26 protein-coding genes and 1 pseudogene are annotated in these 24,422 nt (G+C 31.4%); 17 read left to right on the forward strand and 10 right to left on the reverse strand.

What is annotated here, in order from left to right; all coding sequences use genetic code 11:
• The first annotated feature begins 15 nt into the window (after positions 1–15).
• The 10 genes and pseudogenes from PF022_RS00640 to PF022_RS00685 all read left to right on the forward strand — a co-directional run bounded on the left by PF022_RS00640 (position 16) and on the right by PF022_RS00685 (position 7,846).
• Positions 16–1,350, forward strand: a complete 1,335-nt coding sequence (locus PF022_RS00640) for an anaerobic C4-dicarboxylate transporter (protein ID WP_271022445.1) — start codon at positions 16–18, stop codon at positions 1,348–1,350.
• A 211-nt stretch (positions 1,351–1,561) separates the two neighbouring features.
• Positions 1,562–1,741, forward strand: coding sequence for an aldehyde dehydrogenase family protein (locus tag PF022_RS00645; RefSeq protein ID WP_271021485.1), 180 nt, complete (start codon positions 1,562–1,564; stop codon positions 1,739–1,741).
• Positions 1,738–1,929, forward strand: coding sequence for an aldehyde dehydrogenase family protein (locus PF022_RS00650; RefSeq protein ID WP_271021202.1), 192 nt, complete (start codon positions 1,738–1,740; stop codon positions 1,927–1,929). The genes PF022_RS00645 and PF022_RS00650 overlap by 4 nt, the downstream gene beginning before the upstream one ends.
• A 56-nt stretch (positions 1,930–1,985) precedes the next feature.
• Positions 1,986–2,297 (forward strand): annotated as a pseudogene (locus PF022_RS00655) (aldehyde dehydrogenase family protein).
• Positions 2,298–2,372: 75 nt separating this feature from the next.
• Entirely contained in the window at positions 2,373–2,855 is a 483-nt protein-coding gene (locus PF022_RS00660; protein WP_442908567.1) for a YqhA family protein, read from the forward strand.
• Complete coding sequence (lolA, locus tag PF022_RS00665) at positions 2,852–3,367, forward strand: LolA-like outer membrane lipoprotein chaperone (RefSeq protein ID WP_271021200.1); 516 nt, start codon at positions 2,852–2,854, stop codon at positions 3,365–3,367. The genes PF022_RS00660 and lolA overlap by 4 nt, the downstream gene beginning before the upstream one ends.
• Before the next feature lie 113 nt (positions 3,368–3,480).
• A complete protein-coding gene (locus PF022_RS00670) occupies positions 3,481–4,758 on the forward strand; it encodes a citrate synthase (RefSeq protein WP_271021199.1) in 1,278 nt (425 codons plus the stop codon).
• 99 nt (positions 4,759–4,857) lie between these two features.
• The gene (locus PF022_RS00675) at positions 4,858–6,201 is read left to right on the forward strand and encodes a class II 3-deoxy-7-phosphoheptulonate synthase (RefSeq protein ID WP_271022449.1); all 1,344 of its coding nucleotides are present in this window, start codon (positions 4,858–4,860) and stop codon (positions 6,199–6,201) included.
• 108 nt (positions 6,202–6,309) lie between these two features.
• The gene (hsrA, locus tag PF022_RS00680; RefSeq protein WP_271021197.1) at positions 6,310–6,981 is read left to right on the forward strand and encodes a homeostatic response regulator transcription factor HsrA; all 672 of its coding nucleotides are present in this window, start codon (positions 6,310–6,312) and stop codon (positions 6,979–6,981) included.
• A 121-nt stretch (positions 6,982–7,102) separates the two neighbouring features.
• Positions 7,103–7,846, forward strand: coding sequence for a hypothetical protein (locus PF022_RS00685; RefSeq protein ID WP_271022451.1), 744 nt, complete (start codon positions 7,103–7,105; stop codon positions 7,844–7,846).
• Here the strand turns inward: PF022_RS00685 and murI are convergent.
• The 4 genes from murI to PF022_RS00705 form a co-directional block, all read right to left on the reverse strand.
• Positions 7,840–8,589 (reverse strand): glutamate racemase, encoded by a 750-nt coding sequence (gene murI / locus PF022_RS00690; protein WP_271022453.1) that lies wholly within the window; start codon positions 8,587–8,589, stop codon positions 7,840–7,842. The two genes, PF022_RS00685 and murI, sit on opposite strands and share 7 nt — an antisense overlap.
• A 3-nt stretch (positions 8,590–8,592) precedes the next feature.
• Complete coding sequence (gene rho, locus PF022_RS00695; protein WP_271021194.1) at positions 8,593–9,918, reverse strand: transcription termination factor Rho; 1,326 nt, start codon at positions 9,916–9,918, stop codon at positions 8,593–8,595.
• A 76-nt stretch (positions 9,919–9,994) separates the two neighbouring features.
• Positions 9,995–10,603, reverse strand: a complete 609-nt coding sequence (locus tag PF022_RS00700) for a LysE family translocator (RefSeq protein WP_271022455.1) — start codon at positions 10,601–10,603, stop codon at positions 9,995–9,997.
• A 1-nt stretch (position 10,604) separates the two neighbouring features.
• The gene (locus PF022_RS00705) at positions 10,605–11,516 is read right to left on the reverse strand and encodes an aspartate carbamoyltransferase catalytic subunit (RefSeq protein ID WP_271021192.1); all 912 of its coding nucleotides are present in this window, start codon (positions 11,514–11,516) and stop codon (positions 10,605–10,607) included.
• A 133-nt stretch (positions 11,517–11,649) separates the two neighbouring features.
• Between PF022_RS00705 and PF022_RS00710 the strand changes: the two genes are divergently transcribed.
• From PF022_RS00710 to dapE, 6 genes are read left to right on the forward strand one after another with little or no spacing between them, the layout of a single operon-like run.
• Positions 11,650–12,975: a UDP-glucose dehydrogenase family protein gene (locus PF022_RS00710; protein WP_271021191.1), complete on the forward strand. Its 1,326-nt coding sequence runs from the start codon at positions 11,650–11,652 to the stop codon at positions 12,973–12,975.
• Positions 12,968–13,471, forward strand: coding sequence for a hypothetical protein (locus tag PF022_RS00715; protein ID WP_271021190.1), 504 nt, complete (start codon positions 12,968–12,970; stop codon positions 13,469–13,471). The genes PF022_RS00710 and PF022_RS00715 overlap by 8 nt, the downstream gene beginning before the upstream one ends.
• Entirely contained in the window at positions 13,468–14,190 is a 723-nt protein-coding gene (gene tlyA / locus PF022_RS00720; protein ID WP_271021189.1) for a 23S rRNA (cytidine-2'-O)-methyltransferase TlyA, read from the forward strand. Before PF022_RS00715 ends, tlyA begins: the two co-directional genes overlap by 4 nt.
• Complete coding sequence (locus PF022_RS00725; protein WP_271021188.1) at positions 14,147–15,034, forward strand: bifunctional riboflavin kinase/FAD synthetase; 888 nt, start codon at positions 14,147–14,149, stop codon at positions 15,032–15,034. The genes tlyA and PF022_RS00725 overlap by 44 nt, the downstream gene beginning before the upstream one ends.
• Entirely contained in the window at positions 15,027–15,731 is a 705-nt protein-coding gene (gene cmoA, locus PF022_RS00730) for a carboxy-S-adenosyl-L-methionine synthase CmoA (RefSeq protein ID WP_271021187.1), read from the forward strand. The genes PF022_RS00725 and cmoA overlap by 8 nt, the downstream gene beginning before the upstream one ends.
• A gap of 18 nt (positions 15,732–15,749) precedes the next feature.
• The gene (dapE, locus tag PF022_RS00735) at positions 15,750–16,865 is read left to right on the forward strand and encodes a succinyl-diaminopimelate desuccinylase (RefSeq protein ID WP_271022554.1); all 1,116 of its coding nucleotides are present in this window, start codon (positions 15,750–15,752) and stop codon (positions 16,863–16,865) included.
• Here the strand turns inward: dapE and PF022_RS00740 are convergent.
• A complete protein-coding gene (locus tag PF022_RS00740) occupies positions 16,858–17,310 on the reverse strand; it encodes a hypothetical protein (RefSeq protein ID WP_271021186.1) in 453 nt (150 codons plus the stop codon). The two genes, dapE and PF022_RS00740, sit on opposite strands and share 8 nt — an antisense overlap.
• Before the next feature lie 40 nt (positions 17,311–17,350).
• Between PF022_RS00740 and truB the strand changes: the two genes are divergently transcribed.
• Positions 17,351–18,172, forward strand: a complete 822-nt coding sequence (gene truB, locus PF022_RS00745) for a tRNA pseudouridine(55) synthase TruB (RefSeq protein ID WP_271021185.1) — start codon at positions 17,351–17,353, stop codon at positions 18,170–18,172.
• Here truB and PF022_RS00750 read toward each other — a convergent pair.
• From PF022_RS00750 to PF022_RS00770, 5 genes are read right to left on the reverse strand one after another with little or no spacing between them, the layout of a single operon-like run.
• Positions 18,165–19,322 (reverse strand): acyl-CoA reductase, encoded by a 1,158-nt coding sequence (locus tag PF022_RS00750; protein ID WP_271021184.1) that lies wholly within the window; start codon positions 19,320–19,322, stop codon positions 18,165–18,167. The two genes, truB and PF022_RS00750, sit on opposite strands and share 8 nt — an antisense overlap.
• Complete coding sequence (locus tag PF022_RS00755) at positions 19,288–20,343, reverse strand: LuxE/PaaK family acyltransferase (protein WP_271022457.1); 1,056 nt, start codon at positions 20,341–20,343, stop codon at positions 19,288–19,290. The genes PF022_RS00750 and PF022_RS00755 overlap by 35 nt, the downstream gene beginning before the upstream one ends.
• Positions 20,340–21,704 carry an AMP-binding protein gene (locus PF022_RS00760; protein ID WP_271022458.1) on the reverse strand — a complete coding sequence of 455 codons (1,365 nt, stop codon included), beginning with the start codon at positions 21,702–21,704 and terminating at the stop codon, positions 20,340–20,342. Before PF022_RS00760 ends, PF022_RS00755 begins: the two co-directional genes overlap by 4 nt.
• Complete coding sequence (locus PF022_RS00765; RefSeq protein ID WP_271022460.1) at positions 21,701–22,696, reverse strand: N-acetylneuraminate synthase family protein; 996 nt, start codon at positions 22,694–22,696, stop codon at positions 21,701–21,703. The genes PF022_RS00760 and PF022_RS00765 overlap by 4 nt, the downstream gene beginning before the upstream one ends.
• On the reverse strand, positions 22,697–24,421 hold the full coding sequence (locus PF022_RS00770; RefSeq protein ID WP_271022461.1) for a thiamine pyrophosphate-binding protein: 1,725 nt from the start codon (positions 24,419–24,421) through the stop codon (positions 22,697–22,699). It abuts the gene before it with no gap.
• Position 24,422: the final 1 nt, after the last annotated feature.

Raw genomic sequence — 24,422 nt, forward strand, 5'->3', positions numbered from 1 at the left:
GTTGAGGGGGATTTTATGGATATAATGATTATTTTACAACTGATCGTATTTTTGGGTGCTATTTTTATTGGTATCCGACTTGGCGGTATAGCTATAGGATATGCAGGTGGTTTGGGTGTTGTTGTTCTTGGACTTTTATTAGGAATGAAGCCTGGGAATATACCATGGGATGTTATTTTAATTATTGCTGCTGCTATTGCTGCAATTTCGGCTATGCAACAAGCAGGTGGGCTAGACTATATGGTTAGGGTTACAGAAAAACTACTTCGTACACACCCAAAATATATCAATTATCTTTCCCCAGCTTGTGGTTGGTTGCTTACTATTTTAGCTGGGACTGGGAATGCTGTATTTTCGCTAATGCCTGTTGTAGTAGATGTTGCAAAATCGCAAAATATAAAACCTAGTGCCCCGTTGTCACTAATGGTTGTTTCTTCGCAAATTGGAATTACAGCTTCTCCAGTATCTGCGGCAGTTGTTTATATGACTGGTGTTTTAGAGCCTTTAGGTTGGAATTATCCTACTTTAATTGGTATATGGATTGTAACTACCTTTGTTGCTTGTATGGTTACAGCTTTTATTGTTAGTGTAATTACTCCTCTTGATTTAAGTAAAGATCCAGTATATCAAGAAAGATTAGCAAAAGGACTTGTAAAAGATGCAGGTGATGTTTTAAATGCTGAAGATAAGCCTGGTGCTAAGTTATCTGTTGGAATCTTTTTAGTTACAGTGCTTTGTGTTGTGCTTTATGCTACTGCAATTTCTAATAATATTAAATGGATTGATCCTGTGATTATCCCTAGAGATGCTGCTATTATGAGTTTTCTTTTAACTGCTGCACTTTTAATTACATGGGTATGTAAAGTTGAGCCGGGCAAGATCTTAGATACAAGTGTATTTAAATCTGGTATGACAGCTTGTGTGTGTGTTTTTGGTGTTGCGTGGCTTGGAAATACATTTGTTGCTGGACATGAAGCTGCTATTAAGGAAGTAGCAGGTGAGTGGGTTAAACAGACTCCTGCAATGCTTGCAGTTGCATTTTTCTTTGCTAGTATGCTTTTATACTCTCAAGCTGCAACTGCAAAAGCTATTACTCCGGTTATTATTTCAGCATTAGGAATTAGTGCTACAAATCCTGGAGATTCTTATATGCTTGTTGCTTGCTTTGCTGCAGTTTCGGCTCTTTTTGTGCTTCCAACTTATCCTACATTGCTAGGTGCGGTACAAATGGACGATACTGGAACAACAAGAATTGGAAAGTTTATATTCAATCATGCATTCTTTATACCGGGTGTAGTTTCAATTACTATTGCCGTTGCTTTAGGATTCTTGGTAGTATCATTTATTTAATAATCAACCCTTTTTGGGTTGATTAGTTTTTATAGAAATGCTTTTTGTGGAGGGTATTTTTATGAATATTTTGCAAAGATATGTATCGCGCAATGATGTTCATGGTTATTTTGCTGTGAATAATCCAGCCACTAATGAAATAATCGCCTATGTTTAAAAGATAAACAAGCAAGAGTTAGAACAAATAATTTTAGATTCTAAAAAAGCACAGATTGAATATGCTAAATCTCTAGTAGAACATAGAAGTGATTTGCTTTATAGATTTTATGAGTTAATAATTAAGAATAAAGAATTTTTAGCAGAATTAATGACAAAGGAACAAGGTAAGCCATTAAATGAATCTTTTGGAGAGGTGGTGCTGGATTTAGTAGAGAATTATTTGTTGTTGTGAATGGAGATTCAAGTGAGATTTGTGAAGTCTTATGCAAGAGTGATATAGTTAGAAAGCTTAGCTTTACTGGAACTAGTGAAGTTGGTATGAAATTATATAAACAATGCTCACAAAATTTAGAAATAGTGGTCAGACTTGTATTTGTGCAAATAGAATTTATGCACGAAGCAGAATCTATGTTGGATTGAGCATGAATTTGGCGGGACTTTTTGGTCCTACATTGCTAGGTGATGTAAGTGATGAAATGATAGTTGCTCAAGAAGAAACATTTGATCCTATTGCACATATTTTTAAATTTGATACAGAAGAGGAAGTACTTAGCAGGGCAAATGATACTAAATATGGACTTGCTTCTTATGTTTTTACAAATGATTATAAAAGGTAATGGAGAATGGCTGAAGGCTTAGAATATGGTATGGTTGGTATAAATACTGGGCTTATATCAAATGAAGTAGCACATTTTGGAGATATTAAGCATAGTGGGTTTGGCAGAGAAGGATCTAAATATGGAATTGATGAATATATGGAGTTAAAATATATCTGTCTTAATATGTAATTTTTAGATATAATTTTGCCTTTTATTGTGAAAGGAAGTATTTTGGAGCTTATAAGAAGAATCTTTGAAAAACTAATGTGGAATGCTAGATTATTTATCATTTTAGCAGTTGTATTATCACTTGTTGGTTCGGTGTTGCTTTTTATAGTTGCTAGTATAGATATTATAAAGGTGGCTAAGGATACATTTTTGTATTATAGTGGTGTATTAGGAGATGGTGCTGATATACATAACATTTTGTTAAATACAATCATCATGGCGGTTGATTTATATCTTATAGCGGTTGTGCTACTAATCTTTGCATTTGGTTTATATGAGTTATTTATTTGTAAGATTCAAATAAAAGATGATAGTAATTCAAAAGTTTTAGAGATTCATACTTTAGATCAATTAAAAGATAAGTTAGCAAAGGTGATTGTTATGGCTTTAATTGTGGCATTCTTTTCTAAAGTATTAAACATGGGAATGAAAAGCACACAAGATATGCTGTTTTTTGCTATTTCCATACTTGCACTTGCAGTTGGATTATATTTCTTGCATAAGGATTCAAAACATTGATTAGAATATCTGCTTTATTTTTTATTTGCATTACTTTTATCTTTGGGGAGATTAAAAATATTAAGAGTTTTGAGGCGGAATTTACACAAATTTTGCACTCACAAAGCGATAATATAGTCTATAAAGGAAGAATATTAAGTCTTGCTCCATATTATGTGTTATGGGATTATAGTAGTCCTATAATAAAGCAGATATACATTCAAAGAGATTCAATGATTATTTATGAACCAAGGTTAAAACAAGCAATCATTAGCTCTTTGCAAGAGAATTTGGACATTTTAAGCTTAATTAAAAGTGCTAAAAAAATAAAGGATAATCTATATGAATCTACAATCATGGGACAGAAATATAATTTAACTTTTAAAGATGGAATTTTAAACTCCATTACTTTTGAAGATTCTTTGAAAAATCAAGTTGAAATAAAATTTAGTCAAATAAAAGTAGATAGTAGCATAGAGCCTCATATTTTCGAGTTTAAACCCACAAGTGATATAGATATTATATACAACTAGTGTGTAAAAAATAAAAGCCCAAACAATAAAAATTATAAAATTAAAAAAATTTTTTACTATTTGTATTAAAAGTTTGTTACAATGAATCCATAATAGTTATATAAGGAGTATTTATGGGAACGGTAACACTTATAAACAATGAAACTGGTGAGAAGTTTGACTTTGATTTAATTGACTGCACTAGAGGTCCAAAAGCGGTTAATTTTAGTAAGCTTTTTGAAACTACCAATATCTTCTCTTACGATCCGGGATATGGTTCTACTGCAGGTTGTGAATCTACTATTAGCTATGTTGATGGTAAAAATGGGAAGCTTTTATATAGAGGTATGCCAATAGAAGAAGTTGTAAGTAAATATAAATTTACAGATGTGGCAAAGTTATTGATAACTGGGGAAGCACCAAAAAACGAAAAAGAATCTATTGAATTTGATTTAGAGTTAAGACATAGATCTTTTTTGCATGAAGGTCTTATAAATATTTTTAGTGCCTTCCCTGATAAAGCACACCCAATGGCGAATCTAAGCTCTGCAGTTGCTGCATTATCTACATTTCATTTTGATAGTAAAGATGATATAAATGATTATCAAGTTATGGCTAGAAGAATCATTGCTAAGATTACTACTTTGGTTGCATTTTCTTATAGAAATTCTGTTGGAGCACCATTTATTTACCCTGATATTAGTAGAGGATATGTTGAAAACTTCCTATACATGCTTAGAGCATATCCGGGAGGTAGGTTAAAATATACAATAAATGGTGAAGAAGAAATTACTGCACTAGAAATTGAAGCGTTAGATAAGTTGTTTATACTTCATGCAGACCATGGTCAAAATGCTTCAACTACAACCGTTAGAAATGTAGCTTCAACTGGTGTTCATCCATATGCTGCAATATCAGCAGGTATAAATGCGCTATGGGGTCCAGCTCATGGTGGTGCAAATGAAAAGGTGCTAGATCAATTAAGAGAAATAGGTGATGTAAATAATGTAGATAAATTTATCCAAAGGGCTAAAGATAAAAACTATCCTTTTAGACTTATGGGATTTGGACATCGTGTGTATAAGAATTATGACCCTAGAGCAAAGGCTATTAAGGCATTAAAAGATGAGCTTGATAAAAAGGGAATTAAGATGGATTCAAGGCTTAGTGAAATAGCTGAAAAACTAGAGGAGGTAGCATTGAATGATGATTACTTTAAAGAGAGAAATTTGTATCCTAATGTTGATTTTTATAGTGGAATTATTTTAACAGCACTAAAGATTCCAGTTGAATTATTTACGCCTATATTTGTGATTGGGAGAATGCCCGGTTGGTGTGCTCAAGCAATAGAACACATAACAAATCCTTATGCAAGAATCACTCGTCCTAGACAAGTATATCTAGGAGAATAATTATTATAGCATTATACATGCTATGATAATTTTAATTTATATTTTATTTTATATTCCATTTTGCTACAATCAACGCTTATTAAAAAATTAGGAATTAATATGTCTTATAATCAATGGAGCATAGATAGTTGGCGAAGCAAAGTAGCACTACAACAACCACAATATTCAGACTTAGAATCTCTAAAAAAAGTAGAAGAAGAATTATGTAAATATCCACCATTAATCTTTGCTGGTGAGGCAAGATCGTTAAAAAAACATTTAGCAAAAGTATCAAAAGGAGAAGCATTCTTACTACAAGGTGGAGATTGTGCAGAGAGTTTTTCTAATTTTAGTGTTATAAAGATACGGGATTTGTTTAAGGTGATTTTGCAAATGGCTGTTGTTTTAACCTATGCTGGTAGTTGTCCTATTGTAAAGGTTGGTCGTTTGGCGGGGCAGTTTGCAAAGCCTAGATCTAGTGATAGTGAGAGTATAAATGGAATCTCATTGCCTAGTTATAGGGGTGATATTATAAATGATATAGAGTTTGATGCTAAAGCAAGGGAAGCAAATCCACAAAGAATGCTACAAGCATATCATCAGTCAGCCTCAACACTAAATATTATTCGTGCATTTGCCTATGGTGGTTTGGCTGATTTAAATCAAGTTCACAAGTGGAATTTGGATTTTGTGCGTGGAGAGAACTTTTTACAATATAAAGATATGTCAGATAAGATTAATCAAGCATTATCCTTTATGAAAGCTTGTGGAATTGATTCTGCTAATACAACTTCATTAAGACAAATTGAGTTTTTTACCTCACATGAAGCATTACTGCTAAACTATGAAGAAGCTCTAACGAGACAAGATCATCTAACTGGCAAGTGGTATGATTGCTCTGCTCATATGCTATGGATAGGTGAGAGGACAAGGAATTTAGATGGTGCTCATTTGGAGTTTTTAAGAGGTGTTGATAATCCGCTTGGTGTAAAAATAGGTCCAAGTTGCACAAAAGATGAGATTTTAGGGCTTTGCGATATTTTAAATCCTCATAATGAAGCAGGAAGATTGAATCTTATTGTAAGAATGGGCAGTGTCGCTATAAAAGAGAAATTCCCAAAACTGCTAGAATCTATAAAGAATGAAGGAAGAGAGATTGTATGGAGCATTGATCCTATGCATGGAAATACAATAAAGACAGATAGTGGTTATAAAACTAGAATCTTTGATGATGTCTTAAGCGAAGTGAAGAGCTTTTTTGAGATTCATAAAAGTGCAGGAACTTATGCTGGTGGAGTGCATTTAGAAATGACTGGAGAAGATGTTACAGAATGCATTGGTGGTCTTGTCAAAGAAGAGGGACTTGGTATTAATTATAATACACAATGTGATCCTAGATTGAATGCAAATCAAGCTGTTGAGCTATCATTTTTGATTGCTGATATTTTAAAGCATGGCAGATAGAGTGATTTAAATATTTTTTTAGATTCCTTAAAATTTTCATAAGAAATTTTTAAAAAAATCTGAAAAAGTATGTTATAATCGTCAATGATTTTATTTAAGGATACTCAAATGCGTATTTTAATCATAGAAGATGATATAGGTCTTAATAGGTCTATTACTGATAAACTAAACAGCAGTGGCTATCAAACTGATGTAGCAGAGAATTTAAAAGATGGTGAGTATTATATTAGTATTAGAAATTATGATTTAGTTATAACTAGCTTTTTGCTATCAGATGGTAGCGGACTTGATATTGTAAGTCAAATTAAAAGCAAATCACCAAGAACAGCGGTTATTATAATATCATCAAAGACAGATTCAAAAAGTGAAATAGATTCTTTAAAGAGTGGTGCTGATGATTATTTGAAAAAACCACTAGATTTTGATGTTTTACTAGCTAGAATTGAAGCTAGACTTAGGTTTGGTGGGTCAAATTTAATTGAAATAGATGACTTAGTTATTAATCCTGATGAGGAGAAGATTACCTACAAGGGGCAGGAAATCGAATTAAAAGGTAAGCCTTTTGAGGTTTTAACACATCTAGCTAGACATAAAGAACAAATAGTATCTAAAGAACAATTGCTAGATGCCATTTGGGAAGAACCTGAACTTGTAACTCCAAATGTAATAGAAGTTGCAATAAATCAAATAAGACAAAAAATGGATAAACCACTAAACATAGCTACAATAGAAACCGTTAGAAGAAGAGGGTATAGATTCTGCTATCCTAAAGGTTCTTAAAGATTCTTCAAGCAAGAATCTCATTCTTGCAAATTACTTTCTAAAGATTCTTGTCTGCTAACTTCTTAATTTATATCTAAAAAGGAACGATACTTGCTAATAAATTCCAAAAGGAGTTTGTATGAATTTAAGGATCGTTTGTTTATTTTTATTTTTGTATTCTATTGCCTTTGCTGTCCCTCAAATTGAGTTCAAAAACTCTTGTGTTCCTTTGAAGGACTTTTCTGATTCTCAAAAAGAAGTGCTGTTAAAATCTTACCTAGCTGGAGAAAAATTTGGCTATGGATATACTCTAGCTGCAATAGCATGGAAGGAATCTTGTGCTGGAGAGTATAAAATGAATTTTCAAGATCCAAGTGCGGGCAATTTTCATGCTTATATTCCTGGTGTAATTAAAAGATATCCAAGTTTAAAGCAAAATGGATTTACGCAAAATATGGTAGGTGCTTTACTTGTGGAAGATGATGACTTTGCAGCAAAAATCGCCATTAGTGAGTTGCAATTTTGGGATAAAACCCATAAGGGAAACTGGAAAAATATTATTAAATCATATAATAAAGGATATAGTTGGCAAAAAAATGAGAACTCAAATGTCCAAGCTGAAAAGTATTATTCAGATGTCGCACAAAGAGTAAAGCAACTTCAAGGATATTTTGATACCAAAGAAATGAAAGAAATTGCTCTAAAAATGCCTAAGAAAAATATGCAAAATAAAGAAGAAAATAAAACATACTATGCATATAATGAAGATAAAAAAGAAGAGTTTATGCTTCTGCCAATATATCAAATAGGAAATGAGTTTGCAGCTCCTCTAAAACAAAAGCCGACAATTATAAAAGATTTTGAGCTTATGGAGATTTATTGATTTAGCCAAATATTTGCAGTTGCTTTTAGTTTCTCTAAGTTATCACTTGCATAGAATTCTATGTTTGTAGTGTCGAATCTTTGTAGCTTATATTTTGCTTGTAGATATTCTACTATTGATTCGCCTGAATGTATAAGGATTGGCTTGTTGTTAAAAAAGTTTGATATTTCTTTTGAGATTAGTGGGAAATGTGTGCAACCAAGTATGATAGCATCTGGAATATTTATGTTGTTAAAGTAATATTTTATTGCACTATTTAAGACTTCACCACTAAAGATTCCTTCTTCTACCATTGGAACAAATAGACTTGTTTGTAGTGATTGTATGTTGCTATATCCCTTATCTTGCAATAAAGTTGCATATATATTGCTATTTATTGTCGCTTTTGTGCCTAGTATTAGTATTTTTGAATCTTTATTTTTGATTTTGTTTGTAAGTGCTAATACACCCGGCTCTATCACACCTATGATTGGGTAATTTGCGTTTTGTTGCATTTGTTTTAATGCATATGCACTAATTGTGTTGCATGCAACTATTAGTAAATCTATATTGTGTGTGTTAAAAAATTCTAATGCTTCAAGAGAGTATTGTGTGATAACTTCTTTACTTCTCGTTCCATATGGAACTCTAGCAGTATCTCCATAATACACGATAGTTTCAAAATGTTGTGAGCTAATTATGCTCTTAAGAACACTAAGCCCACCAACTCCGCTATCAAAAACACCAATTTTTCTTGGAATCACAAGCTATTCCTTGGCATTATCATTCATATTGTTTAGGAACTCTTCATTGTCTTTTGATTTTTGCATTTGAGAATAAAGAAAAGTTAGTGCTTCAACTTCGTTATTCATCTGATGAATCGCATTCCTTAAAACCCAAACTTTTTGTAATTTTTCTTTACCTAGTAGTAACTCTTCTTTTCTTGTACCACTCTTTAGTATATCCATAGCAGGATAGATTCTTCTTTCTGCAATAGGTCGCGATAGGACTATTTCACTATTGCCAGTACCTTTGAATTCTTCAAATATTACTTCATCCATTCTTGAGCCAGTTTCAATTAAGGCTGTTGCTATAATTGTTAGAGAACCGCCTTGTTCTATATTTCTAGCAGCACCAAAGAATTTTTTTGGTCTATGTAGTGCATTTGCATCTACACCACCACTTAGCACCTTTCCGCTACTTGGAGTTGCTGTATTGTATGCTCTTGCAAGTCTTGTAATTGAATCTAAAAGGATTACTACATCTTTTCCCATCTCAACCATTCTCTTTGCCTTTTCTACAACTAATTCAGCAACTCTTGTGTGGTTGCTTGCAGGCATATCAAATGTTGAGCTATATACTTCCCCTTTCACACTTCGTTCCATATCTGTTACCTCTTCTGGTCGCTCATCTACTAGCAATACTATCAGCTCTACTTCTGGGTGGTTTTGTGTGATACCATATGCTAGTTCTTTCATTAATTCTGTTTTACCAGTTCTTGGGGGGGCAACTATTAATGCTCTTTGTCCTTTGCCTATTGGTGCGAATAAATCAAGCATTCTACCTGTGATTTTAAAGCTATTGTATTCTAGTTTTATTTGTTGTATTGGGAATAGAGGTGTTAGATTTTCAAATAAAGGACGATTCTTCATTTCATCTGGTGAATGATAATTTATCGCTTCTACTTTTAATAGAGCATAATATCTTTCTTGATCTTTTGGTGATCTTACTTGACCTGTTACTATATCTCCATTTCTTAGAGCGAATTTTCTAATTTGTGTGCTACTTACATAAGCATCGTTTCTTGAGCCAGAGAAATTCTCATCAATAGATCTTAAAAATCCATATCCTTCTTGGGTGATTTCCAAGATTCCAGTAAATAGTATAAATCCACCTTTGCTTACTTGTGTTTTTAATATTTCAAAAATTAATTCTTGTCTTAAAAATTCTTGGGGGTTTTCAATTCCTAGAGATTTTGCTATTTCTGCTAATTTATCTATTGATTGTGATCTTAAAAATTCTATCGTGTAGCCTTCAACGGGCGTATGTGTCCTTGATTTATGCTTTGTTTCTTTTTCGTTTTTTTCACTCATTTATAACCTCTATTGTGATTGATTTGGCTAGTGCCTAAAGTTTAAGAAAGTGATTAAGTAGATTAAAATTAAAATTCTATTCTAAAAGTAAAGTGTTGTCAAGCATACAAATGGCTGAATACAGCAATGACGCACCAAAAATAGAAAACACAATCGCACATATCTTATCTATTTTGTTAAATAAATCATTTGTTAAAAATCTCCTAAAATATATAGAGAGTATTAACGCACTAAAAAATGCTAATAAATTACCAAGCATCAACGAAATAAGGTTTAATCCTAGATTCTTATCTATAAATGGGGTTACTATTACTGCAAAGAATAATATAACTTTTGGGTTTGAGAGATTTATAAAAAGACCTTTTAGGTAGCAATTATTAGACTTTGTTATATGTTTTGTTAGGTTAATATTATTTTTGCTCTTTAGCAAAGATATTGCAAGATATATTAGATACACTCCGCCTATAATGCTTAATGTCATTTGAAAAGCATCGCCACTTAGAATCTTAGTTAGCCCAAAATACACTAAAAGTGCAAAAATAGTGCAACCACTAAAGATGCCAAATAAGCTATATAAACCTTCTTTAAAACCATATTGCAATGTATTTCTTGTGATAAATAATATATCAGGTCCGGGAGTTATAGCAGCGATAAATCCCGTTATAAAAACTAATACAAATTCCATATTAAAAATATGGGAAATGTTTAGGAAGTTTTGTTACATCTTGTGCTATTAGTGTCTCTAAGACTGCCATTCTTATAGCTACACCATGTGTTACTTGCTCTAGCACTTTACATCTTGAATCGCTTAGCATATCATCGCTTATATCTATATTTCTATGCACAGGTCCGGGGTGTAATAAGATTATATTTCTATCTCCTACTAGCTCTTTTGTTATGCAGTAATCTTTTGCATAGTCTTTTAGGCTAGAGTATATAGATTCATTGTGTCTTTCTGTTTGTGTTCTTAGACTCATTATCGCATCGATATTGTCTATTATCTCTTTTATATCATGTGTGTATTTTAGCTTTGTTCTAGGAAGGAAATGTGGTGGGGCTACTAGTATTACTTCCATACCGAATCTGCTTAGTAATTCTATATTGCTATTTGCAACGCGTGAGTTTTTTATATCTCCTACTATTGCTATTTTTTTACCTTCTACATTTCCTAAATGCCTCTTTAGTGTTAGTAGATCAAGTAATGCTTGTGTGGGGTGCGCATGTGAGCCGTCTCCTCCATTTACAATAGAACACGAAAGATATTTTGATAGTATATTTGGGACGCCGGAATTTTTATGTCTTACTACAATGGCACTTGGATTCATGGCATTTAAGTTTGCTGCAGTATCAAATAGGGTCTCACCCTTTGAAGTTGAGCTTCTCTCAACATCTAGTCTAACTACGCTACCACCAAGTCTTTTGGTTGCAACTTCAAAGCTAGATAGAGTTCTTGTTGAATTTTCAAAGAAAATAGTAATTACAATGTGTCCATTTAGAGAATTGCGAGGTTTTCCATCTAAAAACTGCTCTGCTAAATTAAGTATCATTTCAACTTCGTTTTTATTAAAATCTTTTGTGCTTATTAAATTGCGTGGCATTTATTTCCCTTTTAAACCCCAAAAAATTCATTCTTGTAAAATGCTAAATTATATTTTTAAATTACTTTAAGTTTGCTTTGCTTTGCCTAGTAAATATGCTAGAATCGCACAAAATTTTGTGTTTGGGGTTTGTATGAATATCTCTGTAATTGGCACTGGTTATGTTGGATTGGTTAGTGGGACTTGTTTTGCTGAAATGGGTAATAAAGTTAGCTGTGTAGATGTGTTAGAAGAAAAAATAAATAATCTCAAAGAAGGCAAAATACCAATTTATGAACCCAGCTTAGAATCTCTTGTAATAAAAAATTATAAAAATGGAAATTTAAGCTTTACTACTTCTTTAAAAGATTCGATTATAAATAGCAATATAGTTTTTATAGCTGTTGGGACACCTATGGGTGAAGATGGAAGTGCTGATTTGCAATATGTATTAAGCGTAGCAAAAGACATAGGAGAAAATATGCAATCTCCGTTAGTTGTAGTAAATAAATCAACCGTTCCTGTCGGCACTGCTAGTAAGGTTAGAGAAGTTATAGAAGGTGAGCTTCAAAAAAGAGGAGTTTCTATTGATTTTAGCGTTGCTTCAAATCCGGAGTTTTTAAAAGAAGGAGATGCTGTAAATGATTTTCTAAAACCAGATAGAATAGTTGTTGGTGCAGAGGATACTTGGGCGAAGGATATGTTAAGGGAACTTTATATGCCATTTAATAGAACAAATAATAGGTTAATAATAATGGATATAAAAAGTGCAGAAATGACAAAATATGCTGCAAATGCAATGCTTGCTACAAAAATTAGCTTTATGAATGAAATAGCAAATATTTGTGAAGCTGTTGGTGCAAATGTCAATGAAGTAAGAATTGGTATTGGCAGTGATAATAGAATTGGATATAGCTTTATTTATCCTGGGTGTGGATATGGTGGGAGTTGCTTCCCAAAAGATGTAAAAGCACTATCAAAAATAGCACTTGACAATAATGTAGAGCCAAAGTTAATAAATGCAGTGGAGCTAGTAAATGAAAATCAAAAAAAGATTCTAAGTAAAAAGATAGTTAGACATTTTGGGGAGAATTTAGAAGGTAGGACTTTTGCAATTTGGGGGCTTAGCTTCAAGCCAGAGACAGATGATATGAGAGAGGCTAGTTCTATAGTGTTAATTGATGAGTTATTAAAGAGGGGTGCAAAGGTGCAGTGCTATGATCCAAAGGCAATGGAAGAGGCAAAGAAGTTTTATTTAAAAGATAAAGTAGGTGTTAGCTATGCAGATAATAAATATGATGCTCTAAACAATTGTGATGCTTTGGTATTAGTTACGGAGTGGAAGGAATTTAGAAGCCCTGATTTTAGTGAAATAAAAGAAAGATTAAAAGAAGCAGTAATATTTGATGGCAGGAATCAATATAGCACTTGTAATTTAGATGGGATTAAATATTATGAAATTGGAGTAAAACATGCTTAGGAGTGTTTTGTTATTTTGTGTTTGTTTGTTTTTGGTTGGTTGTGCTTCAATACAAAGTAGCTATATCCCAACACTTAGCGAGGAAGAATATATGCAGGCAACAAGAAAGGCAGAGTTGATAGTTGATGATACTACAAAAATTGTAGTTGTTGCTACTAGAATGAATATAATGCAAAAATATAAATCTAAAGATGAAGTATTTTTGCTTGATGTTTATGAAAGCGGTGATGGCAAGAAAGACTTTATCCAAAATGGATACAAAATATATCTGCAAAATAAAACAAAACCACTAAAGATACAAAAAATAAATAAAGATTCATTAGATGAGTTTATGCAAAGCAAGGTGATGAGGTGGAGTGAGCAATATTTAGTTACATTTGCACCACAAGATAAAAAAACTACAGATTCTTTAACTTTGGTCTTAGAGCATGAAAAATATGGCAAGAATTTTTTACAATTTGGATATAGAAACATAAAAAAAGAAGCAAGGGAATGAGGCTTGATGTAGCGTGTGCGAATCTTGGATTACTGGAATCTAGAAATAAAATAAAAGAAGCAATAAAAAATGGGCTTATACTAGTAAATAATAAAGTATGCACAAAGGCTTCATTAAATGTAGAATTAGGTGATGAAATAAGCATAAAAGATACAAAGCACTTTGTAAGTAGGGCTGCAAATAAGCTTGATTTGTTCTTAGATTCTTGTGATATTGATGTTAGGGATTTGGTTGTGCTTGATATTGGTTCTAGCACTGGTGGGTTTAGTCAAGTCTTGCTTCAAAGAGGGGTTAGGCTAATACATTGTGTAGATGTTGGAAGTAATCAACTTCATAAAAGTATAAAAGAAGACACTAGGGTAGTATGCTATGAAAATACAGATATAAGAGAGTTTGAAGCTAGCATTAAATCTTATTCTATGATAGTTTGTGATGTGTCTTTTATTTCAGTGTTTCAGATATTGCATAAAATTGAAGAATTATTAGATGGAATCTTTATTCTGCTTTTTAAGCCTCAATTTGAAGTAGGGAAAGATGTTAGAAGAAATAAAAAAGGTGTTGTGTTAGATAGAGAAAAAATAATGCTATCTTTAGAGAACATTAGAGAAACTTTACAAAATAGAGGGTTTGAGATGCTAAAAATAGAAGAATCTAAATTAAAGGGTAAGGAAGGAAATGAAGAGTTTTTTATCGCTACAAGACGATATAAAGTTAGCTAGTAGTATCACAAGCGTAGCATTGGGTAAATTTGATGGTATGCATATTGCACACAATGCTTTATTCTCATGTTTAGATAAAAGTGGAATCATACTTAGCATAGAGCAAGATAGTGGAAGTTTGTTGCCTAAGAAATATAGGGATTTTTATGCACCAAACGATATTTATAATCTGCCACTAGATGTAGTTAGAGAAAAAAGTGATATTGAGTTTGTTGAATTTTTAATGGATATATTGCCAAATTTAGAAAAAATAGTTGTTGGTTATGACTTTAGATTCGGAAAGGATAGATATTATTATACTTTTGATTTACAAAAGTGCTTTATAGGTGAGGTTGTAATTGTAGATGAGGTATTTTATAAAAAGTTATCAGTTCATAGTGGTCTTATAAAAGAGTTATTAATAAATGGAAATTTAAAACAAGCAAACAAATTACTTGGTAGATATTATGAAATTAGGGGAAATATAATAAAAGGGCAGGGTATTGGTAAAAGAGAGCTATATGCAACAATAAATATAGAAAATGATGGATTTTTGATTTTGCAAGAAGGTGTATATGCAGGATTCATACAACTTGGAGAACAAAGTCTTATATCACCATTTTATCCTGCTGTTATTTTTGTTGGTAATAGACTTAGCACTGATAAGAGTTTCGCAATAGAGGGGCATTTGCTTGGTTGTGAGCTGGAGGTAAAAGATAAAGTAGCTGGATTTTATTTTGCTAAAAAAATACGGGAGAATAAGTATTTTGATAATTTAGCAGATTTAAAAGCACAAATAACAAGTGATATAAATAAAGCAAGTAAGATTCTAAAGCTAGAAACTTGTGAGGTAGAAAATGGATAAAGTCTTTAGCGTAGAGAAAGATAGGCAGTTTGAATTTGATGAGAGTGTAGCTGATGTATTTGATGATATGTTATCTAGGTCTGTGCCATTTTATAAGGAAGTCTTAGAGTTATCATCATCATTTGCATTATCTTTTGTTAAAGAGGGAGATAGAATCTTGGATTTAGGAACTTCTACTGCTTCAATGCTAGTAGAAATTGCTAGAAAGTCCAAATATAAACTAGACTTAGTTGGTATTGATAATTCTCCTTATATGATAAAACACGCTAAAAATAAGCTTCTAGCTTATGGAATTAATGCTACTTTAATAGAAGGTGATGTTTTGGAGTATGATTTTGGGAGTTGTAATTGCATTATTTCTAACTATACTTTGCAGTTTATTCGTCCGCCACAGAGACTATCTTTGGTAAAGAAGATTTCTAACTCCATAAAAGAAGGAGGAGTTTTTATTTGTTCTGAAAAGACCATATGCGAGGATAAGGGACTTGATTATAAGTTTATAAATTATTATTTAGACTATAAGAAAAGTCATGGATATAGTGAGTTTGAGATAAACAAAAAAAGAGAAGCATTGGAAAATGTGCTTGTGCCATATAGCGAAGAAGAAAACAAAAAAATGTTCTTAGAATCTGGTTTTAGAGATGTTCAAATTTTGTTTAAATGGGTTAATTTTGCTACATTTATAGCTATAAAATAGATAAATTAAAAAGGTTAGATTGTGGAAATTGAAATACTAAAAAAGTTAATTTCTTTTAAGAGTGTTACTCCAAATGAAAGTGGAAGCTATGAGTATATTTTGGGGTTACTTAGTGGCTTTAAGGCTTTAGAGTTTGATAAAAATGGTGTTAAGAATCTATTTTTATATAAACAATATGGAGAGTGTAAAGATTCTTTGCATATTTGTTTTGCTGGGCATGTAGATGTAGTTCCTGCCGGAGATTCTTGGGATAGCGATCCATTTACTCCAATCATAAAAGATGGATATATTTATGGTAGAGGCACTCAAGATATGAAAAGTGGAATTGCAGCTTTTTTATCTGCTATTATGGAGATAGAAAGCTTCAATGGAATAATATCAATTCTCCTAACTAGCGATGAAGAAGGAGAAGCAATATATGGTACAAAATACGCATTAGAAGAGTTAGAAAAAATGAATCTTTTGCCTAATTTTGCTATTGTAGCAGAGCCAACTAGTGTAGAATCTGTGTGTGATATGATAAAAATAGGCAGAAGAGGCTCTATAAATGGAATCTTAACATTAGAGGGAAAACAAGGACATGTAGCATATCCAAGCAAATGTATAAATCCAACAGAGATTCTAGCTGTATTGTTGCCAAAGATAGCTGGATATAATCTTGATAATGGAGATGATAATTTTGAGCCTAGCAAGATTGTAATAACAGATATTCGTGGTGGTATGGAAGCTGTAAATGTAACTCCACAGAATATAAAAATAATGTTTAACATAAGGAATTCCACAAACACTACACTAAAAGATGTAGAAGAGTATTTTTATAATTTATTAAAAGATACTAAGCATACTCTAACTCTAAAGCAAAGCTCAAAGCCATTTTTAAGTAAAAAAGATAGTCTTGTGGTAAGTTTGCTGGTAAAGTCAATACAAAATGTCTTAAATATTAATCCAGCTCTTAGCACAAGTGGTGGTACTTCTGATGCGAGATATTTTGCCGAATATGGTATAAGTGTAGTGGAGTGTGGGGTGTGTAATGACAGAATTCATGCGGTAAATGAAAGAGTAAAAATATCTGAAGTAGAATCTTTAAGACGAGTTTTTAGTGAGTTTATAAATTTGGCAAAAGGGATTAATTAAAATCCCTTATAATTTGTTCTAAAAAATTATCAAATCTATTGTCATGCTTAACATTAAAGCTAAAAGTTGGAATTTCATAATAGCGTGAGTATTCCTTTGTCGCATTACTTGAGCTTGCAATTATATGTAGTCTAAAAAGATACCTAGGAGAGAAGCTTGATGAAGCACTTGGATTGTGCTCTTCTTTGGCTTCATTGTAAAATTCTGTGATAAAGAATTCTACTTTTTCTATATTGTTATTATTTACTAGTGCTAGTTTTATTTTTCTTTCTATTGTGTATATTATATCGCTTAGGACTATATCACTTTTATCTTTATTGTATGTTACTTTTAGGTCTATTTTTTCATTGTTTATATTTTGTATTGGTGTGAAATGCTCTGATATAGAACAAGCACTAAAAGACAGGCTGAAAAGTAAAGTTATAAAACATGTTAAAATTCTCATATTAACCTCCTAAATTGCATTATTATATCAAAGGAAATACTTGAATAAAATATTTGTAGCATATAAGCCTATTTTTGTGTCATCAAACTCTTATTTATCAAAGTTGAAAAAACGAGATAGAGTAACCAAGGCTGGTTTTAGTGGGACATTAGATCCATTTGCTTGTGGAGCATTACTCGTAGCATATGGTAAATATACTAGATTATTTCAGTATATAAATAAAACTCCAAAAGTATATAGAGCTACTTTGTTTCTTGGCTTAGAGAGCGATTCGCTTGATATTGAAAATATAAAAAATATCCATGAAGTTATAAAATTTGATGAATCTTTTTTGAAGGATTTATTGCAAGGATTCATAGGTAAAGTAGAGTTTATACCTCCAAAATATAGTGCAAAGAAAATAAATGGAGTAAATGCCTATAAACTTGCAAGAGAGGGGCATGATGTCACTTTAAAGAAAGCAGTCATGGAAGTATTTTTTATAAAATTTCTAAATTATTCTCACCCATTTTTGAGCTTTGAAGTTGGAGTTAGCGAGGGAGGATATATCCGCTCTTTAGGAGAATTAATAGCAAATAGACTTGGAAGTTTTGGCTCTCTTAGTTATTTAGAGAGGATTAGTGAGGGGACATTAAGCTATGAAGGAGAAAAGCCATTAAATCCGCTAGAGATTCTAAATATGGATATTGTGAATATTAATTCTAATCTAACAGAAAAAATACAAAATGGAAAAAAGTTAAGCATAGATGAGGTTGGATATTTTAAAGATTGCGAATTTATATTAAAGAGTGATGAGTTTTTTTCTATCGTTCGCGGTGAGAATGGTATGGTGGAATATCTTGTAAATAATATCCCTATATGACTTCTATCTTTTTAGATAGAGAAGTTATTAAATCATATCCGTCCCAATGAAATGAAAACTCTAAACTTTTGCCAAATGGCACTATTCTATCTAAACCTTTTTTATCTAAGTTTATTATTGCTTGTATTTGTTCTTTATTTAGTCCATAGTAAATTAAGCTTTGAGCTTTTTTCTGTAATATGGTTGATAACTCTTGTAAAGTATGTATTGTTCTATCAATAAAGAATCCGCTGTTGTATGCAAGAGATTCTATATTGTCTGTGTTAGTTTGTATAACTATTAGTTTTGGTGTGAATATTTCTGCTTTTATATTGAGTGAAATTGCTCCTTTACAGAAGTGTAAGTATTTATCCATTATTTTTGAATCTGCTATTTTATATTCTTGTATTTTTTCTAAAAGCATTGAGTAGAATAGTTCCTTTGCTTTATTATTTTTATAAATAGAGCCAAGCCATATAATAATCTTTGGCGAAGTGCAGGCGTTTTGGTCAAATAAGTAAGTATCATTGTAAAAATTATTTATTATCATTTGTTTATTATTAGAATCTAAAAAACTATCTGAATTTATAAGTGCAAGTGAGTATCTATCGCCAAAGACTAGATCATAAGCTAGTGGATTTATTTTTATTTGCCTTATTTTGTTAATACTCTCATCTCCACCCCATATCATTCGTATATCAGCCATTTTGCTTAGTTCTTCAAAGATTTCATCTTTACTTTGGAATCTTACAAATACAATTGAATCTTTTAGGTTTTTATATTGTTGTAAAAGTGTATTTACTTCATTTACAAAAATATTAACTTGTATATATTCCCTAAAAGGAATCCTAACTATATTTGCATTACCGCTAATTAACCCACTAATTAGAGAGTATGCGAAGTTTAGTGGTATATTTTGTGGGGCTAGGTGTAGCACTATCCCTCTACCACGCCTAGATTTATCATAATTTCTACTTTCTTTTAGCATATTTGCTCTTCTGCACCAAAAACCTAAAGACACTAAATCGCTATATTCTTTATGCTTCATCAAACTTTTACTTAATGAATCTAAAAAGTCTAATATCTCATCACAGAAAATATTTTTTATCTTGTAGGATTCTGCACTTTTTAATGAATTATTGCTTAGTATTTTTAAGTTCGTATGTATCACTACAACCCCTAATTTCAGAATTTTCCATTCTTCTTGTTAGTTTAAAATATTTTCCATATCTGCCACATGGGCAATCATCTTCACCATATATAATTCCCATATCTTCGCTTAAGATAGAATGCCCCGGATATGATTTTGGGAGTATTGAAATTATTTGCATGAATCCTTCTTTATTGTATGTGGAAATGTTAAAATTTTCATCTCTTATTATTATGTCATTATATGTGCTTGTATGAAAGTATCCACAAGGACATTCTATAAATATACTCCCAGCACTCTCTGCCATACCATAATAATCAATAACTTTTGTAATGCTAAATCTTTCTTTTAGCATTTCTTTAAATGAATCTTTTTGTATATTTAGTGATTCTAGTTTTTTCCAGCCACCACCATGTATTAGTGTGCTATTTTCTAAATTTATATTTGCATTTTCTAGTTCTTTGTAGAAATGTAAATATATAATAAAAGTAAAGCCAAAAACTAGAATATGCTTATCTTTGTGCTTATCTAAAAAGCATAAAATTTCATCAAGTTTTGGCTTATTATTCTCATCTAGTGCATATAAAATATCATTACCAAAAATAGAAAACCCAAAAATCCCAGCAGCCCTTGCGTTAAATTTCTCTTTATTGCTAGTTGTGCTTTTGCAGTCTATTATTAGCATAGGAGAGCGTTTAATATGGAGTGCATTGGAGATTGTTTTTATTAGAGCATTTTGTTGATTTTTTGCATTTTCTTTATCTAGGAATATTTGTGAAGCCTTGCCACTTGTGCCGGAGCTTGTTAGTGTTTTAGTCTCATTTTGTGTTGATTTTAAAGATAGTTCTTTAAATAGCCTTATTGGCAAAAATGGCGTGTTTAAATAGTTATTATCAAAGCTATATTGCAATGCATCTAGTATTGCTTTGTATTCTTTGCAGTTTTTGTAGTGGTATTGTGTTAGGGCACAAATATATTCTCTAAAGGATTCTTTATCCTTGTTTGGCAAAAATGGATCTAATTTTAGTATTTCTTCTATCATTGTTCTATCTTTAGTATTGGTTTTCCATTTTGATTTTTTGGTATTTCTTGTATGTATTGAACTTTAAATGCACTTTTATTAAGTTTAGTCTCATTGCTTAGCAGATTCTTTATGCTTTGTATATCTTTATTTGTGCTTAGAATTGTTATTAGATCATCTCTTCCATGTGCTAAAAATTCACCACAAAAATTACTTCTTAAAATATCTTCTATTGAATCTAGGCTAACTCTATTACCAAAAACTTTTAAAAATCTGCTTTTTCTACCAACCACAAAGAAGAATCCATCTTCATCATATTTTGCAATATCTCCTGTTTTTAGCACACCATTAAAGACATCGCCTTTTTGTAAATCTTCATAACTACTTGCATAACCTAATGCTACACTTTTTGCCTCTATACATAGCTCACCTTCAGTATTGCTCGTGTTTATCTTGTTGTTATTTTCATCTATTAGATACATGTTTATTTTATCTAGTGCTTTACCTATTGAGCCTATCTTGCTAAGCGAAAATTTGGGATTTAAATAGCTTATTCTAGGACTAGCTTCTGTTTGACCATACATTACATAGAAGTCTTTATTATTTTCTTTTGCGTAGTTTGCATATTTTGCTAGAAGTTTATTGTCCATTTTGCCTCCAGCTTGAGCTAGTAGTGTTACTTTTGTAAAGTGCTTGGTTGCTTTTAGTTTATCTAGCATACTAAAAGTATATGGAACTCCAAAGATACAATTAACTTCATATTCTAAAAATAAATCCCAAAAGTCTTTGTTTAATATGCTAGATTCGCTTAAGACAATACTAGCTTGTGAGTGCAAAAATGTATTTATAATTGATAGCCCAAAAGAATAATTAAGCGGTAGAGTGCTTATTGTCTTGTGATTGTTAGTTAGTTTTAGTGATTTGCATATGGCATTTGTATTAGTTAGTATATTTTCATAGCTTAAACGCACAAATTTAGAATCACCAGTGCTGCCAGACGTACTAAGAAGCAATGCTAAATTATTATCTGCTATTAATTTTGTATCTCTTAGCTTTAATAATACAAAGCCATCAAGCTCAAAAATAACTTCGCTATCTAAAAAATTATCTTCACTTTTTATAAACAAATATTCAACATTAAATAACTCTGTGTATTTTTGTATGCTTTTTTGATTGTTTGGGAGCATTATAGATACACAATTATTATTAAAAGAGGCAACATAAGCACATATGCATGGTATAGCATTGTAAGATACTATTCCTATTAGTGCTCTTTTGTTTATTTTTGCGTATATTTCATTGCTTATTGTTAATAGTTCTTTATAGCTTAGTTTTTTATTTTTTTGTATTAGGGCTATATTGTTTGTATTTTGTATTATCATTGTAAGTCTTCATAGGTTATTATACAATCTTGTTGTATATCATTTTTTAATTTCTTGCCTATTAGCTTATCTTTATCTTTTATACTAAGTCCTTCTCCAGCTCTCTTAAAGTCTAAATCATCTTTTGTGATTACATCTCCTTTGCTTAGATTCTTGTTTGCTATTATATTTCGTTGCATTTTTTGCTTATAGGCTAGTTCCTCATTGCTTAAGATTCTCTCTTTTGCTCCTAGAATCTTAATTGTATCTTTTATTTGTTCTATCATTTCTCTAAAGTCATCTTTATTTGTAGCCATATTATTATCCATACCCATTTTTGTGTTATCTAAAGAGAAGTGTTTTTCTATCACACATGCTCCAAGTGCCACGGCCAAAGAGGCTGCTTTATATCCTTGTGTATGGTCAGAGTAGCCTATGTTTATTTTAAATTTTTCTTTTAGCATTGTTATATTATTTAGATTTGCTAGATTGTTTGGTGTGGGATATATTGAAGTGCAGTGAAGTAAGATTACATTTTTATTGTGTTTTAGTATGGTTTCAAGTGCAGTTTGTATTTCTTCTATATTTGCCATTCCGCTTGAGATTATTATATTTGCTCCACTTTTTGCTATGTATTCTAAAAAGTTTAAATTATCTATTTCTTGAGAGGCGATTTTTATAAATGGCACTTGTAAAGATAAAAGAAAATCAACTTCTTCTTTAGAATATGGAGTGGAGGAAAAGTCAATGTCTAGCTCTTTTGCATATTCTCTTAATTTTATAAAATCATCTTTTTTAATTGAGAATTTATCTATGATCCTCTTTTGTATTGGATTTTTTAAATAATAACTTTGAGAATATAAAGATTCTGCACTAAAACTTTGAAATTTAACGCAGTTTGCTCCTATATCTTTTAGTATCTTTATCATCAAAAGTGCTGTATTTATATCGCCAAAATGACTAGAATTTACCTCTGCTATTATGTATGGCTTATGTTTTAGTATATTTTGCATTTATTCTCCTAAGCTTTGTAGTATTTTTTGCAGTTTTGATTCCTCTAAAAATGGTGCTTGATTTTCAAGTGTGCTTTTTATTGCTTTACCATTTTTGATATAAAAAGAGTTATGTATGTATTCTTGTGTATTTGTTGTTAGTATTTCACATATACATAGGTCTTCTTTTAGTATGTCTCCTAACTTTTCTAATTGCTCTTTGTTTTCTATTTTGAAGTATGGAATTTGGAATGTAGAAGCTACTTTTTTAAAATTTGGAAAAGAGATTCCATCATTTATATCATTCCCTATGGTTCTAGTTTTAAATAAATCTTTTTGTCTCTTTTTGATAATCCCATATCCGCTATTATTTGCTATTAAGATACATACTTTTATTTTATTAAATACTATGCTTTGTAGTTCTTGGATATTAAACATAAAAGATCCATCACCTATTAGTGCTATTGTTTTGTTGTTATTTGCTAGATATGCACCAATACTAGCAGGTAGTGCAAATCCCATACAACCTTGTGAGAAAGGCTCTATTAGAATCTGATTATCCTTGAAGTTAATATTGCTTGGTGCAATTAATTCTATAAACCCAGAATCGCATACGAAATTTGCCTCCTTTGGCATTGTCTTACTTAAAATGTCACATAGTTTATATATATCTATTTCTTTATGTGTTGGATTGTATTTTTTGAGCCCTATTTTTATGTTTTGTAACTTTTCACTCCATACTTCCCAAGTTTTTTCTAATTTTAGGTTATTTAGATTTTGTAAGGCTTCTTGTATATCGCATTGTATTTTGATTGCTTCTATTTCTTGTGGTGTTTTAAAATCTGTATTTATGAGTATCTTTTTTGCATTTGGTGCAAAGTTAGCTAATTCACCAGTTGTTGTGCTATCAAGCCTTGTTCCTATACATAGGAGTAGATCACATTTGCTTAGTGCGATATTTGCAGCCCTAGTTGCTCCTATTGTACCTATGCTACCTATGCTTAGTTTGTTGCTAGTTGGATAAATATCGCTTACTGATTTTTCAAATATTATTGGTATTTGTAGATTGTTAATTAGTTGTTGTATGCTTTGTTTATATTTTCTTATTTCGTGTCCTAGACATATTAGAGGTTTTTTGGAATCTTTTAGATGATTTTTAATTATTTTTATGTCTATGTTTTCTTTTTCATGCTTCTTTGGTGTGTATCTTTTTAGATTCTCTACTTCTATTCTTGCATTTTGCAAATCTAGGGGTATATCAAGCCACACAGGACCAGCTCTATTTTCTAGCATCATATACAAGGCTTCATCTATTATATATGCTATATCATTTTTATCTTCTAGCATTTTGGCGTATTTCGTTATTGGCTTTACTATATTTATTATATTTGTTTCTTGTTGCCCATAAGTCCTTATGTCTCTATTTGTGTGAGTTGTTGTTTCTTTTAGGGTGTTTTGACCAGAGATTATTATAAGTGGGATTTCATCTTGATATGCACACAAAACAGGAGTGATTGCATTTGTGCTAGCACAGCCACTAGATATAAGACATATTCCTATATTATCGCTTGCGATACTTACTCCCATAGCGGCAAATGCCGCTCCTTGCTCATTATGTGTGCATATGTAGTTAATTCTACTCTTTGCTATGCTATCAGTTAAGAATAATGCACCTCTGCCATTTACTAAAAATACATAATTACTTAGATGTTTTATTCTATCTACTAAATAATCACAAACTCTCAAA

This window comes from Helicobacter sp. WB40 (assembly GCF_027859275.1).
Taxonomy (GTDB): domain Bacteria; phylum Campylobacterota; class Campylobacteria; order Campylobacterales; family Helicobacteraceae; genus Helicobacter_D; species Helicobacter_D ibis.

What these genes read in the sequence shown, in the direction of transcription:
- PF022_RS00640 (WP_271022445.1), top strand. Translation starts at nt 16, where the DNA reads ATGGATATAATGATTATTTTACAACTGATCGTATTTTTGGGTGCTATT.
- PF022_RS00660 (WP_442908567.1), top strand. Translation starts at nt 2,373, where the DNA reads ATGTGGAATGCTAGATTATTTATCATTTTAGCAGTTGTATTATCACTT.
- PF022_RS00670 (WP_271021199.1), top strand. Translation starts at nt 3,481, where the DNA reads ATGGGAACGGTAACACTTATAAACAATGAAACTGGTGAGAAGTTTGAC.
- PF022_RS00675 (WP_271022449.1), top strand. Translation starts at nt 4,858, where the DNA reads ATGTCTTATAATCAATGGAGCATAGATAGTTGGCGAAGCAAAGTAGCA.
- hsrA (WP_271021197.1), top strand. Translation starts at nt 6,310, where the DNA reads ATGCGTATTTTAATCATAGAAGATGATATAGGTCTTAATAGGTCTATT.
- PF022_RS00685 (WP_271022451.1), top strand. Translation starts at nt 7,103, where the DNA reads ATGAATTTAAGGATCGTTTGTTTATTTTTATTTTTGTATTCTATTGCC.
- rho (WP_271021194.1), bottom strand. Translation starts at nt 9,918, where the DNA reads ATGAGTGAAAAAAACGAAAAAGAAACAAAGCATAAATCAAGGACACAT.
- PF022_RS00700 (WP_271022455.1), bottom strand. Translation starts at nt 10,603, where the DNA reads ATGGAATTTGTATTAGTTTTTATAACGGGATTTATCGCTGCTATAACT.
- PF022_RS00705 (WP_271021192.1), bottom strand. Translation starts at nt 11,516, where the DNA reads ATGCCACGCAATTTAATAAGCACAAAAGATTTTAATAAAAACGAAGTT.
- PF022_RS00710 (WP_271021191.1), top strand. Translation starts at nt 11,650, where the DNA reads ATGAATATCTCTGTAATTGGCACTGGTTATGTTGGATTGGTTAGTGGG.
- PF022_RS00715 (WP_271021190.1), top strand. Translation starts at nt 12,968, where the DNA reads ATGCTTAGGAGTGTTTTGTTATTTTGTGTTTGTTTGTTTTTGGTTGGT.
- tlyA (WP_271021189.1), top strand. Translation starts at nt 13,468, where the DNA reads ATGAGGCTTGATGTAGCGTGTGCGAATCTTGGATTACTGGAATCTAGA.
- PF022_RS00725 (WP_271021188.1), top strand. Translation starts at nt 14,147, where the DNA reads ATGAAGAGTTTTTTATCGCTACAAGACGATATAAAGTTAGCTAGTAGT.
- cmoA (WP_271021187.1), top strand. Translation starts at nt 15,027, where the DNA reads ATGGATAAAGTCTTTAGCGTAGAGAAAGATAGGCAGTTTGAATTTGAT.
- PF022_RS00740 (WP_271021186.1), bottom strand. Translation starts at nt 17,310, where the DNA reads ATGAGAATTTTAACATGTTTTATAACTTTACTTTTCAGCCTGTCTTTT.
- PF022_RS00755 (WP_271022457.1), bottom strand. Translation starts at nt 20,343, where the DNA reads ATGATAGAAGAAATACTAAAATTAGATCCATTTTTGCCAAACAAGGAT.
- PF022_RS00760 (WP_271022458.1), bottom strand. Translation starts at nt 21,704, where the DNA reads ATGATAATACAAAATACAAACAATATAGCCCTAATACAAAAAAATAAA.
- PF022_RS00765 (WP_271022460.1), bottom strand. Translation starts at nt 22,696, where the DNA reads ATGCAAAATATACTAAAACATAAGCCATACATAATAGCAGAGGTAAAT.